Genomic DNA, 14,864 nt, shown 5'->3' on the forward strand with positions numbered 1-14,864 from the left:
CCATCACGCCCTTAATGCTTTTCAGCGCGGCGCTGTCAGCAAGCGCCGGGTTCTGCAATACAAAGCGCAGGCGGGTCATACAGTGGGTGGCGGCGACAATGTTGTTCGCCCCACCCAGCGCCTGCACTACGTCACCGGCCAGAGCCGTATAGTTTTTAGACATCGGATTTGTATCCTGTTTAATCAATAGGGGACGGTTTCATGTGGATACTTTTCATACCTTGCTCGGTGGTATGAAATGCCAGTAGGAAACCGGTTCCACATAAAAGACATTTTGGTGATGAAAAAGTCAATCTAAAAATAAATCAGGAATTGATAACTGTGATGGGTGTTGCATAAGTGGGCTGGTAAAATAGCCAGTTCATGGAGTCCAACCGTGAGGTTTCATAGAGAGATGATGGATTTAAATATTCTAAAGTGTTTAAGATAATAAAATTAAAGCGCCTGTGGTGCTGTCCGCTTTTTTATATCGATAAAATAAATCGCACATATTTTTATGTCCGAAACATGTGCGTGTTGATGTGATATTCAGAAGATAAAAGTCAGAACAATACGAGGCTTATAATATTAATTCATCGGCAGTTTGAAGAAATGGCGTTGGCTTTTTTCTAGCGCGAGCGCCGATTCTATGAACGGGGAAGGGAGGAAATCCGCAAGTGGAGGGTAGATGACCACGTTCCCGGAGACAGGGACTGCATCGCCGCTCAGGATACGCTGGATTAACGCCAGGTTATCCGCATACTGCCTGACGATTACCATCGCCTCTTGCTGTAGGGTCGACGGTGAAGCTTCAACGACATGTTCCATGCTAAATACGAGATTATCAGTCTCAATCAGCATGTTTTTGACGATATTCAACATCTCATGTCCTTTTTGCAGCAGCGCGTCGTGGGTGCCTTCTGCGCTGCGCCATGAGGGTTCAAGCGCCACCCGGGTGGCAAGATCCTCACACTCCGTAAGCGCCATGAACGCGGCCGTACGGCTCTGGTGATGCTCCGCTGGGCTATGAAGCCAGTTTTTAACGCTGTCGATAAGCTTCGCCAGCCGCGATAGCAGTATTTCCCCTTCACGTTCGGGCGAGATTATCGTGTGGATAATGCCCGCGACGACAATACCGAGGATGATGCCCACCAGACGGTCCCGCACTTCTGTCAGGTTCACCACGGGCCCGAATGACTCCAGCACCGCCAGCGAAAAGGTAAACATTATCTGGATCCCGGCGTAGCTGATACGTTCCGGGCCTGCTGAAATCCAGGATGAAAGCGCGAGGATCGGCAGAACACTGCCCAACAAGCCAAAGAGCGAATCCACATGGGGCGTGATAAAAACGAGGGTAATAAGCGCCAGCAGGCTGCCAATGGCGGCGGCCGGTAAAACGCAAAATGATGATAGGGTGACGCTGTACCTAACAACGGCCAGCATAGTGCTGGACGTAAAAAAGCCCGTCAGAGAAACGGGCAAACAATAAAGCAAATTATGCATTAGCGCCTCTCATGACGGGATGCGCTAATGGATTAATGTTACATGGTTTTTCCTCTGCCTGAACCTGACAATTTTTGTAGGTTGCCTTTCAGGCCGCCAGCACCTTATTGCGTCCACCGTTTTTGGCCTGATAGAGCGCCGCGTCCACCCGACGGAAAAGGGCATCCCGCGTCTCGCCTGGCTGATGGTGCGCCACGCCGATACTGACGGTAAATTCTGGCAATTCACTGTTAACGTTTTTTGTGACGGTGTCACGTATACATTCCGCCACCGCCACTGCGGTTTCAAGCGAGGTGCGTGGGAGCAAAAGCGCGAACTCCTCACCACCCCAGCGAAAGATGTAATCGCCTTTACGGCTACAGGATTCCAGAATGTGGGTGAGGCGGATCAGCACCTCGTCGCCTTTCAGGTGACCATAGCTATCGTTAATTGCTTTGAAGTTGTCCGTGTCTACCAGCAGCAGGCTGTAGTCACTGGTGAACGGGATCGGCAACGCGCTATGGCTTTCCGTTAAGGCGTAAAATTGCCGACGGTTGAGCAGTCCGGTCAGCGAATCCCGCAGCGCGGCATGCTCTAACTCCTGCTCCAGGCGTTTTTGCTCAGTAATGTCATGCACAATGCACAGCATCAGGTTATCACCGGCAATCTTGAGTGGGCCGGCATACGTTTGCACATACCGGAGGGTGCCATCAGCCATTTTATGGATAAAATTTAGTGGCTTGTGCCCGCCGGGAAGTCTTGAAATCTCGGCCATCACCGGCAGTACCTGACGGCCCAGAGAATTGATTTCCCAGGTATGTTTTTGGCTCATTTCGTGCCGGGAATAGCCATAGAATCGCAGCGCCGCAATGTTCGCATCAACGATAAGTCCGTCGCGCGCGGGGTCGATCAGCAACATTGGCGCGGAAGTGGTCATAAAAAAGCGATGATAAAAATTGTGCTTATGCGGCTTATAGGTGGCGGAGCGCGCATAGTTTTCTGACGCGGCATGGCTAATATTCGCCCCCTCAAAAATGATGACATCAGGGAAGTCGGGAAAACTCGCCTGCGATAAGCGACAGCGCAGCGCCAGAACGCCTTTTGCCGTTTTTATTGACCAGATTTCGACGACTTCGTGCTGGTTTTTCAGATCGATCATGTAGGAGATAAGACGCGTCTGCGCGCAAGCGGACAGTGTGCCGGAACGCATGGCGGCAAGCGACATATCGCCTGCCAGCGTTTGCGCGGCACGGTTGGCGAAAAGCAGGTTCTCCTGGACGGGGTCGACCACCCAGATTGGGGTGTTCAGATAGTTAAAGGCTGACAGTTCTGCTGGCAACATGCTCGCTCTCCCAACAACGCAATGGCTCTCAGCTTCCGGCGAGTCTTAAACATAAGCATATTTATGACGTCATGCCTGCTTTTTTTTTGCACGGACGTTGAATTTCTGGCACGCCTTCTGACGATGCGCTCACGGCCTGCAGGGAGGCCCGCTTTTTTATTTAAACAGCACCCAGCGGTTGCGCCCCTGCTGTTTTGCCTGGTATAGCGCTTTATCGGCGTGGCTAATCAGCGTTCGCGGAGCCATGCCATTGGACCAACTGGCCACCCCAAGACTTACCGTGACTCGCGGCATTACCGGTGATGCCAGATGTTCAATATTCTGGAGCTGTATTTCATCAGCAATGTCGGCGGCGACCTGTAACGCTTCGGTTTCGCTGCTGCGCGGTAGCAGGACAACAAATTCCTCCCCGCCAAAACGGCCAGGAATACCTGTGGCGGGTAATGAGGCGCGCGCCAGGCATTGCGCAATTGTCTCAAGGCATCTGTCGCCGCGCTGATGCCCATAGCGATCGTTGTAGAGTTTAAAATGGTCAACATCAAGCATCAGCAAGGCGAAAGTTCCGCCTTCTCGCTGGTGGCGAGTTATCTCCTGGTCCATCCTGGATTCGAAGGCCCGACGATTGGCGATCCCCGTGAGAGGATCCCGACTGGCCAGGAGTTCAAGTTGCCCAATAAGATCAGCATTTTCTTGCTGATGCCTCAACGCCAGCAGAAACCAGCGGTTGAGCATTCTCCTGCCGGACTCAATAAGACCTGCCAGCAGCACCCATAGCAACGCGCTGATCACCGTCAGATGCGCGTTGTAGAACAATGACATCACCAGAATCGTCAGCCAGACAGGTGCAATAAATCCCAGTAAAATTTTGGGATCGAAATAGAGCGATATTAAGGCGGTGAACAGCAGTAGCGCGGTGAAGGGAAAGATTATCCGAATATCGTCGTTGATGATGAGGACATAAAAACCGACCGACCAGCACAAACTCAATGCGATGATGGTGGTTTTAGCCAGCGTCCTCAGCCAGCCTGCATCCTGCAGCGGCGCCATACGCATAATGAACAGCACGCCTGAGGCAATAAACAGCACCAGTAGCGCCATAGTTTCCAGTAGTGCCGCGAGGGTATGCGGGGCAAGAACTAACGATTGCGGGGCAAACCAGGTACGTCCAATAATGAAAAGGGAAAACAGGATATTGACCCACAGAAACCAGGGCGTACTGGTTTTAATTGCGACCTCGCGCATTTCTGCGAGACGTAAATCAAACGCCTGACAGGGTTGATTTTTCGACACTGCGTTGCTCCAGATACATTTTCGCTACAGTATTTATGCTGTTAATTAACTTTAATGAATTACCTGTTGTTGTCTATCTCCTCATGGTAAAAAATATCGTTTTTGCCATAAAATTCAGTGCGATGGCGAGAGGAAGTGTTGCTTATTGGCCTTAGATGGCTAGACTAACTGCACAAAAGCGCGGAATACGGAGGCGTTGTGGAAGCCATAAGGGGATCGGAAATGAATGTGCCTGATGCCGTTTTTGCCTGGCAACTGGATGGTAAAGGGGGCGTCAGCCCGCTTACGGACAACGATACGGTCAACAGAGAGCATCCATGCTGGCTGCATCTCAACTACACCCATCCGCAAAGCGCGCAGTGGTTAGCGACGACAGCGCTGCTGCCGAATATCGTACGCGATGCGCTTGCCGGGGAAAGCACCCGCCCGCGCGTGACCCGTATTGGCGAGGGCACGCTCATTACGCTGCGCTGTATTAACGGCAGTACCGATGAGCGCCCGGACCAACTGGTCGCAATGCGCCTTTATATGGACGAGCGGCTTATCGTGTCGACGCGGCAGCGCAAGGTGCTGGCGCTGGACGATGTAGTCAACGACCTGGAAGAGGGGACCGGACCGACGGACTGCGGCGCCTGGCTGGTGGAGGTATGCGATGCGCTGACCGATCACGCCAGCGAATTTATTGAAGAGCTCCATGACCGGATTATCGATCTGGAAGATAACCTGCTCGATCAGAAGATCCCCCCGCGTGGGCATCTGGCGCTGTTACGTAAACAGCTCATCGTGATGCGTCGCTATATGGCGCCCCAACGTGATGTCTACGCCCGTCTTTCCAGCGAACGCCTGACCTGGATGAATGATGACCAGCGTCGCCGGATGCAGGATATTGCCGACCGGCTGGGGCGAGGGCTGGATGAAATTGATGCCTGTATCGCGCGAACCGGCGTCATGGCCGATGAAATCGCCCAGGTGATGCAGGAGTCGCTGGCGCGCAGAACTTACACCATGTCGCTGATGGCGATGGTCTTTTTGCCCAGCACCTTTCTGACCGGGCTATTTGGGGTAAACCTGGGGGGGATCCCCGGCGGCGGTTGGCAGTTTGGTTTTTCGCTCTTTTGCATCATGTTGGTTGTGTTGATTGGTGGTGTTACGTGGTGGTTACATCGTAGTAACTGGTTGTAAAGGAGACAATTTTTTCCTGATAAAGCGACCTAAAACGCCGGGAAAATTGAGCGAAGTCAATAAACAATCTACCTGTTCGGGGCAATATCACTCCCGCAGGTGAATGCAACGTCAAGCGATGGGCGTTGCGCTCCATATTGTCTTACTTCCTTTTTTTGAATTACTGCATAGCACAATTGATTCGTACGACGCCGGCTTAGATAAGTCGGCTTTTTTTTGCCCTTCGTTCAGCAGACTCTACCCTTATAAGAGACCCTGAAGAAAAGGAGGCCAGTATGACACGGTATCAGTTACGGGTAAGTGACCCTGTTCCAAACGATCCGGTACCGATCCCCGACCCGATTCCAAAACTCCAGCCGCTCCCCGAACCGCCGGTCGACCCGGACCCACACCCGATCGTGACGCCACCTGCGTATTGATGAAAATCGCCCTCCGTAGAGGAGGGCGAAAGAGGATCACTGGATGATGATGTTGTCTTTGAGTTCGTTGTAAGGCACCAGGTGTTCGCCATCGAAGACCATGATGTTGCGTTCTGACGCTTCGTCAGGGGATTGGGCGGGAACCTTGTCTGAATCGAATCCGGCGATCCACTCGAAGAGCGACATGAATTTTCTGGCGCTGATCGGCGTATTGTCGATGATATGTTTTTTCGTATCGCTGGTGAAAACGAAGAGTGGAACATTGAAGTTCTGGCGGGTATCTGCGGCGTGACGTACCGGGCGCTCGCTCTCATCCACCGTCATTCCGTGATCGGAAAAATAGATCAGCGCATACGATTCGCCGCGTTGTTCAAGAATATGATGCGCGCGTTCAAGGAAAGTATCGAGTTTATGCAGCGTCGCCAGATAGCAATTCAGTTGCTGTCGACGGCTGATATCGAAACTCACAGGAAATCCGTTAAGCCTGGAGCAGGTATCCGGATGCGAACCAATCATATGCAGAAATACGGCATTGTGAGTATAGTCATTACTATTCACAACGCTCTGAAGCTCATCTAATAACGCCATGTCATCAGTGCTGTTGGTATTGTAATCCCCTTTTTTGAAAAAGACTTTATGTTGCGCCTTGCTGGCGATAACGGTAGAAGGGGTATCATATTCGCCAAGAAAACCCTGGTTCGAAATCCAGTGAGTATAGAAGCCTGCTCTCTTGGCCAGTGCGACGATACTATTATTTTCTTCTGTTTTTATACCGTCGCTGATAGTGAGCGTACGCGGAAGCGACAGAAAAGTATTAGGCGCGGCAGAAATATAGTGCGTGTAGAAATATCCAGGTGCCGTATTTAACCACGGCGTCGTGTTATGTGGGTAACCGTACACCGACAGATAGTCGCGGGCAACGCTTTCGCCAATCACAATGACGACATTTTTGTACTTTTTACGGTTGCTGATGATTTGAAAATTGTCAGCAACCGCACTGTTTTTCTCAAGGCTGGCGAGCGCGGAATTGGCCTGCAGCGCATACGCTGTCGTCGCCGCAAGCATCCGCTTCGGCCAGGTGTTCAGGTTGATTAAAATAAAAGCGATAAAGTAGATCGCGCGGTATTTTTTATCAAAATCCTGGCCATGTCGGGCGAACAGATAAATAGATAAAATGGCCGAAAACATCAGCAGCCAGGTATTAAGGCTGGTTCCCCTGATAAACTCCAGAGATTCGCCGCTGTTGGTTTGTAGAGCGGAAACAACATACGCATAGCTTATCTTGCCAAAGCTATAGCCGATCGGAATATATAATGAAAGACAGAACAGGACCGTACATGAGAAATAAAAGGTGAGTGGATTTTTCCTTGAGAGGTACAGCGCGGTAAAGGTCACTATACAGTTGGATACCCCGGTATAACCAGTATTCAGGGGGACTATTAGTGAGATAATTATCGCAGGTGTCATCCAGGCAGCTGCTTTTCTTATTGCTATCGTTTTGTCTTCAGTGTGCGAAAAAACACCAGAAAGGTGTAAAAGCTTCCCAAACATTATTATTCCCCCAGAAAAATGCCCGGGAATTATAGATATTTTCTGTTGAAATTAAAGCTGTTTATGATGTGGATGTGAAATTTGATTTAAGTTGTTTTTAATTTTTGCATTGAGGGAGCGCTGCAGTAAAAAACCCTCCATCAGGAGGGTTTGTCTGTTACTTGATTTCTACCACATCGAGGCGGTTAGCGAGGAGGTCGACGTCATCTTCTTCCGGCTGCCATCCTGCTGGCTGCAGTGGGATCTCTTCGCGGTCAAAGGCTAAGTCCCCACCGTCAACGACCGCCGAGCCATGGGCGAGTCCTTTGAAATCGAACATCTCGCCATCACACAGGTGCGATGGCACCACGTTCTGCATAGCGCTGAACATCGTCTCAATACGGCCTGGATAACGTTTGTCCCAGTCACGCAGCATTTCTGCAATAACCTGACGCTGCAGGTTAGGCTGCGAACCGCACAGGTTGCAGGGGATAATTGGAAACGCTTTGGCTTGCGCAAAACGCTCAATATCTTTCTCGCGGCAGTAGGCCAGCGGGCGAATCACGATGTGTTTGCCATCATCGCTCATCAGCTTAGGCGGCATACCTTTCATTTTCCCGCCATAGAACATGTTCAGAAACAGGGTTTGCAGAATGTCGTCGCGGTGGTGCCCAAGCGCAATTTTGGTGGCGCCGAGTTCTGTTGCCGTACGGTACAGGATCCCGCGGCGCAGACGGGAACACAGTGAACAGGTGGTTTTACCCTCCGGGATCTTCTCTTTGACGATACCGTAGGTATTCTCTTCCACGATTTTATACTCGACGCCCAACTGTTCGAGGTATTCCGGCAGCACATGCTCCGGGAAGCCCGGTTGCTTCTGGTCGAGGTTCACCGCCACCAGTGAAAAATTCACCGGCGCGCTTTGCTGCAGGTTACGCAGGATTTCCAGCATGGTGTAGCTATCTTTGCCGCCGGACAGGCACACCATAATGCGGTCGCCTTCTTCAATCATGTTGAAGTCAGCGATCGCTTCGCCCACATTTCGGCGCAGGCGTTTCTGGAGTTTATTGAGGTTGTATTGTTCTTTTTTGGTAATTTCTTGATTCTGCTGCATCTGGATCTCTGTTCAATACGGACCGGCATCGTGTTACTGGTGAAGGGGTCGTTGCTGATTATGCGAAGTATGCCGCGTATGGTACGGATTACAGCGACGAATGCCAGCATGTTTTACCGTTATGCGCCAACAAATGAAAAAAATCCCCGTCCTGGGCGGCGGGGATTTTTAACCCTGCTTGCCAGCCGTAAACAGGCTAACTTAACGTGAAGTCGTTGACGCCGGAACTGGAGCTGATTTGATAATCTTTACCCATCCCTGCGCCATCAGAAATGGTCACCGTCCCTTTGTTGCCATTAACAGGGAGACCGCCAATCCACCAGTTATTTCTGGTGCCGGTGTGCCCCTGTCCCAGATACAGATTTGCGGTAAACGCTTTACCATAGATAGTGAAACTGACGAGCAGACCAAAATAAAAGTTCAGTTTTTCAGGAGAGTGGTCTGATGCGCCGAGTCCGTACATATGCGGTAAGCTGCCGCAGGCGGCTGCATAACTCGCGGCGACGTCTCCTGACCCTTTTCTGCCGCAGTTCCAGTGGATTGACCAGGTGGTTCCGCTTCGTGTGATGGTGGGTGAGTTTTGATGCGGTTGCCCGGAAGTTATATCAAAACTGCCTGGAATATATTGTACATTTGTAATATCAGCACAGGTGAGCATGACCAGATTATCCTGCGTTGATGTATTCAGTGATTCAAACTCAGTGCTTAGTGTTGTCATGAAAATAACCTCAAGAAGTACGAAGTGAGATGTCAGTATAGATTTCTATCAGGCTATGGTTATTTTACGAGGTTTTTAAAAAACAGTCTGATATGTACAATATATTCAGAGCGCAGCGGTTTACTTTTCGATTGTTTCACAAGGTTAATTTGATCGTCCCCTGTAGGGGGTGAAAACCCTCTGATGCTTAAGCATGAAAATGGCTATGATTATTTCATGAGTTTTTATCATTAATTACTTATTTTTGTCGTTTTCTTGTGCATTTATTCTGACGGTGTTCATATTTTTGGGTGTTAATGTTGTTCCGGTGGGTTGAGATTGATTGGCGTAGGGACGGCGGAAACATTTACCGTCTGCGGGGCAGGAAAAAACCCGCTGTTGCCAGCGGGCCAGAGGTATCAGAACTGGTAAACCAGACCCAGTCCGACAATGTTATCGGTGCTGATGCCATTGTCTTTGTAGAAATCATCATTGCCGTCCAGCAAGTTGATTTTGTAATCAACATAAGTGGACATGTTTTTGTTGAAATAGTAGGTCGCGCCAACGTCCATATATTTCACCAAGTCTTTATCGGAATCTCCGCCATTCACCAGGTTCAGATCCTTACCTTTCGATTGCAGGTAGGAAATCGCCGGACGCAGACCGAAGTCAAACTGATATTGCGCAGTCATTTCAAAGTTCTGGGTCTTATTGGCGATACCGCCGCCGTCGGTGCTGTCGGAAGAGCCGTATGGCGTCATATTGCGCGTTTCGGAATACATGGTTGCCAGGTAGATATTATTGGCATCATATTTCGCGCCAACCGTCCATGCGTCCGCTTTTTCACCGTTGGCATACTGTGAAGAAACGTCATCAAACGCATTTTTCTGGTCGCTGGTACGGTCGGATGACGCGTAGGCCGCGCCTACGCTAAAGCCCTGACCAATATCATAGGTAGAGGAAATACCGAAACCGTCGCCATTAGCATTACGGAAGCTGCGGTCGCCATTGTTAGTGCCTTCGCCGCTGCCAGGGTTTTCGTTTTTACCCTGGTACTGCAACGCGAAATTCAGGCCGCTCACCAGACCAAAGAAATCGTTGTTACGGTAAGTTGCAACGCCGTTTGCGCGGTTGGTCATGAAATTATCGGCCTGGGAATAGGAATCGCCGCCAAATTCCGGCAGCATATCGGTCCAGCCTTCCACGTCGTACAGTACGCCGTAGTTACGACCGTAGTCGAATGAGCCGTAGTTGCCAAACTTGAGGCCAGCGAATGCCAGACGGGTCCAGGACTGGTCACCGGAGCTTTCGGTATTGTTAGCCTGAACGTTATATTCCCACTGTCCGTAGCCGGTCAGTTGATCGGTAATCTGCGTTTCGCCTTTGAAACCAAAACGGACGTAGGTCTGATCACCGTCTTTTTTGGAATCGCTGGAGAAGTAATGCAGACCGTCTACCTTGCCATAAAGGTCTAATTTATTGCCATCTTTGTTATAAATTTCTGCAGAATGCGCAGCGCCTGCGGCTAAAAGCGCAGGGATAACGAGGGCCAGTACTTTTCTTTTCATTTGAATAATCCTTTAGCTGTTATTTTATACTTACTTCTTCATGATGCTTCCGAATGAGAAGTTAATTCATGCTAATGGAGATGGTTCCCTGAAGGTAAAAAACATTTGTTACTAAATAAGTAAAATATCGATGAATTGCTTCCGCTGAAATGGTAATAAATTTCGTGAATGGTTTGCTTGTGGTTTATATAAAATAAAAATTATACGTGGGTACTATTTCGCTTTATGATAACTGCGTTATATGCCAATTATTGTCACATATCGAATTTCTTGTTGCCGTGTGTCTTTTTATTATTTTTGTATTTTGCGCTAAATTAACAAGCCCGAATGGTTATTCGGGCTTTTTTCATCGATGACGCGGCGATTATTTGCTACTTCACTCCGGTTCCGTTTTCTCCGCTTTACCGGCCAGTTGGGCGAGGAAGTCGTAGCGCTTTTGCAAATCCGCCGCGGCGTCTTTCCAGAGCTGTTCCGCCACCTCAGGTTGCTGGGCGTTAAGGCGGCGGAATCGTTGCTCGTTGAGCAACGTTTCCGCCAGCGCATCCGACGGTGGACGGGAGTCCAGCGCCAGCGGCAATTTACCTTCATCGACGCGGCGCGGGTCGAAGCGGTACAGCGGCCAGAAGCCTGTGGCAGTGAGCTGGCGCATCTGCTCGTGGCTCAGCGCCAGGTCGTAACCATGCTCTTCACATGGGCTGTAAGCGATAATCAGCGACGGGCCAGGGTAGGACTCCGCTTCCTGAATCGCCTTAACTGTCTGGTTCAGCTGCGCGCCAAGCGATATCTGGGCCACGTAAACATGTCCGTACATCATCATGCTGACGCCGAGATCTTTACGCGCCTTCCGTTTGCCGTGTTCGCCAAACTTAGTGACCGCGCCAAGCGGAGTCGCCTTCGACGCCTGGCCGCCGGTATTGGAGTAGCATTGCGTATCCAGCACCAGAATATTGACGTTTTCGGTCAGGCTGAGAACGTGGTCGAGGCCGCCGAAGCCAATATCGTAGGCCCAGCCGTCGCCGCCGATAAGCCAGATTGATTTCTCAACCAGCGCGTCGGCATCGGTTAACAGCTCATCGGCGCCTTCCTGGCCCGCCAGATGCTGGCGCAGCGCGGCAACCTGCTCACGGCGCTGTTCCGGCGTGGCGTTCGCGTGCAGCGCGTTGTTCAGCTCCGCGGGCAGCTTATCGGCGAAGGCGTCCAGCAGGCGCATGACGCGCTGACGATGCTGGTCGACCGACAGGCGGAAGCCCAGACCGAATTCGGCATTATCTTCAAATAGCGAGTTCGCCCATGCCGGGCCGCGGCCGTGGGCATCGGTAGTATAAGGCGTTGAGGGCAGATTGCCGCCGTAAATCGACGAGCAGCCGGTGGCATTGGCGATCAGCATGCGGTCGCCGTACAGCTGGGTCAGCAGTTTGATGTACGGCGTTTCGCCGCAGCCGGAACAGGCGCCGGAGTATTCAAACAGCGGGGTGATGAGCTGCGATGTGCGGATGTCGATGCGCTCAAGCTTACTGCGGTCGATTTCCGGCAGATTAAGGAAGTAGTCGTAATTAACCTTTTCCTCTTCCAGATGCTCAAGGCGGGACATCATGTTGATGGCCTTGATATCCGGGTTCTGGCGGTCTTTCGCCGGGCAGACTTCAACGCACAGGTTGCAACCGGTACAGTCTTCAGGCGCCACCTGCAAAACGTATTTCTGGCCGCGCATATCGCGGGATTTGACATCCAGCGAGTGCAGGCTTGCCGGGGCGTCTTCCAGGGCTTCAGGCGGGACCACTTTTGCGCGAATCGCTGAGTGCGGACAGGCAGCGACGCAATGGTTGCACTGCGTGCAGAGTTCCTCTTTCCAGATGGGGATCTCCTCGGCAATGTTGCGTTTTTCCCAGCGGGTGGTGCCCATCGGCCAGGTGCCGTCCGGCGGTAGCGCCGAGACGGGAAGCGCATCGCCAAGACCCGCCAGCATCGCGGCGGTGACCGTTTTGACAAAGTCGGGCGCCGCCTCGGACACCACCGGCGGCCGGTTCGGACTGCTGGCGTTTACCGGCTGTAACGGCACTTCCGCTAAGGATTCACGGGCCAACGCCAGCGCCTGCCAGTTGCGTTCCACCAGGTCCTGGCCTTTGCTGCTATAGCTTTTGGCGATAGCGCTCTGCAGTTCCGCCAGCGCGCTATCACCTGGCAGAATGTTCGTCAGATGGAAGAACGCCATCTGCATCACGGTGTTGATACGCGCCGCCAGGCCGCATTCACGGGCGATTTTTGCCGCGTTGACCACGAAGAAACGGGCTTTTTTCTGGTTCAGCACGGCCTGCACCTCCTGCGGCAGGCGCGACCAGACTTCATCCGCGCTGTAGGGTGTATTGAGCAGGAAAATGCCGCCAGGCTTCAGGCGTTCGGCCATCTGGTATTTATCGATGAACTGCAACTGGTGGCAACCGACGAAATCTGCTTGCGATACCAGGTAGGCGGAGCGAATCGGCTGCTCGGAGACGCGCAGATGCGAAACGGTCAATCCACCGGCCTTTTTCGAGTCATACACGAAATAGCCCTGGGCGTACCACGGCGTTGAGTTGCCGATAATCTTGATGTTGTTCTTGGTGGCGGAGACGCTGCCGTCGCTGCCGAGACCATAGAAGAGCGCTTCCAGTTTGGCGGTGGATGGCAGGGTATTTTCAGCAAGCGGTAGCGACAGATTCGTCACATCGTCATAAATTCCAACGGTGAAGCGCGGCTTCGGCTGCGTTGCGTTCAGCTCGTTAAAGATAGCCAGCACGCACTCCGGCCCGAACTCTTTGGACGATAACCCGTAGCGACCGCCAATCACGCGCGGCAGGGTTTCGCGCTCGCCGCGATTGAACGCCTCCGCCAGCGCCGTCATCACGTCGAGGTACAGCGGTTCCGCCTGTGCGCCGGGCTCTTTGGTGCGATCGAGTACGGCGATGGTACGCGCCGATGTCGGCAGTTCGCTTAACAGATGGGCTGCGGAGAACGGGCGATACAGCCGCACTTTCAGCACGCCGACTTTCTCACCACGCGTCAGCAGTTCATCCACGACCTCTTCGCAGGTGCCAATCGCCGAGCCCATCAGCACGATGACGCGCTCCGCCTGCGGGTGTCCGTAGTACTCAAACGGTTTGTACTGACGCCCTGTTTCGGCGGCAAAATCGTTCATGGCCTGTTCGACGTGCTGGCAGACGGCGTCATACCACGGGTTGGTGGCTTCACGGGACTGGAAATAGGTATCCGGGTTGGCGGAGGTGCCGCGGATGACCGGGTGCTCCGGGTCCAGCGCCCGCGCGCGGTGCGCGTCGATCTCCGGCTGCGGCAGCAGGTTGAGAAGCGTGCTGTCGGCCAGCGGCACGATTTTATTGATTTCGTGCGAGGTGCGGAAACCGTCAAAGAAATGGATAAACGGCACGCGACTCTTCAGCGTGGCGATATGGGAAATAAGCGCAAAGTCCTGCGCTTCCTGCACGCTGGCTGCGCTCAGCATGGCGCAGCCAGTCTGGCGCACCGCCATCACGTCGGAGTGGTCGCCGAAAATCGACAGCGCATGCGTCGCTACAGTGCGAGCGGCGACGTGCAAAACAAACGGTGTGAGTTGCCCAGCCAGCTTGTAGAGCGTCGGGATCATTAGCAGCAATCCCTGCGAGGAGGTAAAGGAGGTGGAGAGGGCGCCGGTTTGCAATGCGCCATGCACCGCGCCAATGGCGCCGGCTTCTGACTGCATTTCCACCACCCGAGGGACATCGCCCCAGACGTTTTTTAATCCGTCTCCTGCCCAGGCGTCCGCCAGTTCCGCCATGGTTGAACTGGGCGTAATCGGGTAGATGGCGATGACTTCGCTGCTGCGAAACGCCACCGACGCGACTGCGCCGTTACCGTCAATCGTAATCATAAGACACCCTTACATTGCGCAAAAAAGGGACCCGCAAAAACGTCCACGAGTCCTGTAATTATGCGCCAGTATAGGACTAACGGCTATTCCATTGAAGTTATGGGGCTTTCGAGTGCACAAATTGATCCATGGAGCCGTAACTGCATCCGTTAGCGCGCACGAGGGAAGATTTCTTAACTATTTTACTTATAAATTATCACTGCATGGCATCAAATGCTTAAAAGCGTTTGATTTCTCACTGGCAGAATTCGGGCAACAATCATTGTTCGAGAGAATATTGTCACTATGAAGAAAATTGCATTGTTAGCGGCGGGTTTTTTGATGTTATCCGGTCAGTGTGCTTTTGCCGGGACAAAAACC

Annotated in this window: 11 protein-coding genes; 2 read left to right on the plus strand and 9 right to left on the minus strand. The window is 52.2% G+C overall.

The window, feature by feature from the left end; all coding sequences use genetic code 11:
* The 4 genes from JO226_RS03160 to JO226_RS03175 form a co-directional block, all read right to left on the minus strand.
* Positions 1-163 (minus strand): PTS transporter subunit EIIB (locus JO226_RS03160; RefSeq protein ID WP_293489963.1); only part of this gene is annotated, 163 nt, incomplete at its 3' end.
* 404 nt (positions 164-567) lie between these two features.
* Positions 568-1,482, minus strand: a complete 915-nt coding sequence (locus tag JO226_RS03165) for an FUSC family protein (protein WP_293489953.1) — start codon at positions 1,480-1,482, stop codon at positions 568-570.
* A gap of 88 nt (positions 1,483-1,570) precedes the next feature.
* Entirely contained in the window at positions 1,571-2,803 is a 1,233-nt protein-coding gene (locus JO226_RS03170; RefSeq protein WP_293489954.1) for a sensor domain-containing diguanylate cyclase, read from the minus strand.
* A 156-nt stretch (positions 2,804-2,959) separates the two neighbouring features.
* Positions 2,960-4,093 (minus strand): membrane-associated sensor domain-containing protein, encoded by a 1,134-nt coding sequence (locus tag JO226_RS03175; RefSeq protein WP_293489955.1) that lies wholly within the window; start codon positions 4,091-4,093, stop codon positions 2,960-2,962.
* Positions 4,094-4,291: 198 nt separating this feature from the next.
* On the opposite strand from JO226_RS03175, the gene zntB reads away from it, so the two are divergent.
* Positions 4,292-5,275 carry a zinc transporter ZntB gene (gene zntB / locus JO226_RS03180; RefSeq protein WP_293489956.1) on the plus strand — a complete coding sequence of 328 codons (984 nt, stop codon included), beginning with the start codon at positions 4,292-4,294 and terminating at the stop codon, positions 5,273-5,275.
* Between the two features lie 275 nt (positions 5,276-5,550).
* Positions 5,551-5,694, plus strand: a complete 144-nt coding sequence (locus JO226_RS03185; RefSeq protein ID WP_293489957.1) for a hypothetical protein — start codon at positions 5,551-5,553, stop codon at positions 5,692-5,694.
* A gap of 36 nt (positions 5,695-5,730) precedes the next feature.
* On the opposite strand, the gene JO226_RS03190 is transcribed toward JO226_RS03185, so the two are convergent.
* The 5 genes from JO226_RS03190 to nifJ form a co-directional block, all read right to left on the minus strand.
* A complete protein-coding gene (locus JO226_RS03190; protein WP_293489958.1) occupies positions 5,731-7,245 on the minus strand; it encodes a phosphoethanolamine transferase in 1,515 nt (504 codons plus the stop codon).
* Positions 7,246-7,402: 157 nt separating this feature from the next.
* Positions 7,403-8,338 carry a tRNA 2-thiocytidine(32) synthetase TtcA gene (ttcA, locus tag JO226_RS03195; RefSeq protein ID WP_293489959.1) on the minus strand — a complete coding sequence of 312 codons (936 nt, stop codon included), beginning with the start codon at positions 8,336-8,338 and terminating at the stop codon, positions 7,403-7,405.
* A 196-nt stretch (positions 8,339-8,534) separates the two neighbouring features.
* The gene (locus JO226_RS03200; RefSeq protein ID WP_293489960.1) at positions 8,535-9,056 is read right to left on the minus strand and encodes a hypothetical protein; all 522 of its coding nucleotides are present in this window, start codon (positions 9,054-9,056) and stop codon (positions 8,535-8,537) included.
* Between the two features lie 398 nt (positions 9,057-9,454).
* Positions 9,455-10,603, minus strand: coding sequence for a porin OmpC (ompC, locus tag JO226_RS03205; protein WP_293489961.1), 1,149 nt, complete (start codon positions 10,601-10,603; stop codon positions 9,455-9,457).
* Between the two features lie 376 nt (positions 10,604-10,979).
* Positions 10,980-14,504 carry a pyruvate:ferredoxin (flavodoxin) oxidoreductase gene (gene nifJ, locus JO226_RS03210; protein WP_293489962.1) on the minus strand — a complete coding sequence of 1,175 codons (3,525 nt, stop codon included), beginning with the start codon at positions 14,502-14,504 and terminating at the stop codon, positions 10,980-10,982.
* Between the last annotated feature and the right edge of the window lie 360 nt (positions 14,505-14,864).

Origin of the sequence: Pluralibacter sp. (assembly GCF_019237635.1) — a bacterium.
Classification (GTDB): Bacteria; Pseudomonadota; Gammaproteobacteria; order Enterobacterales; family Enterobacteriaceae; genus Enterobacter_B.

Bases quoted from the DNA above. Each gene is read 5' to 3' on its own strand.
- JO226_RS03185 (WP_293489957.1), top strand. From the start codon at position 5,551: ATGACACGGTATCAGTTACGGGTAAGTGACCCTGTTCCAAACGATCCG.
- JO226_RS03165 (WP_293489953.1), bottom strand. From the start codon at position 1,482: ATGCATAATTTGCTTTATTGTTTGCCCGTTTCTCTGACGGGCTTTTTT.
- JO226_RS03170 (WP_293489954.1), bottom strand. From the start codon at position 2,803: ATGTTGCCAGCAGAACTGTCAGCCTTTAACTATCTGAACACCCCAATC.
- ompC (WP_293489961.1), bottom strand. From the start codon at position 10,603: ATGAAAAGAAAAGTACTGGCCCTCGTTATCCCTGCGCTTTTAGCCGCA.
- JO226_RS03190 (WP_293489958.1), bottom strand. From the start codon at position 7,245: ATGTTTGGGAAGCTTTTACACCTTTCTGGTGTTTTTTCGCACACTGAA.
- nifJ (WP_293489962.1), bottom strand. From the start codon at position 14,504: ATGATTACGATTGACGGTAACGGCGCAGTCGCGTCGGTGGCGTTTCGC.
- JO226_RS03200 (WP_293489960.1), bottom strand. From the start codon at position 9,056: ATGACAACACTAAGCACTGAGTTTGAATCACTGAATACATCAACGCAG.
- ttcA (WP_293489959.1), bottom strand. From the start codon at position 8,338: ATGCAGCAGAATCAAGAAATTACCAAAAAAGAACAATACAACCTCAAT.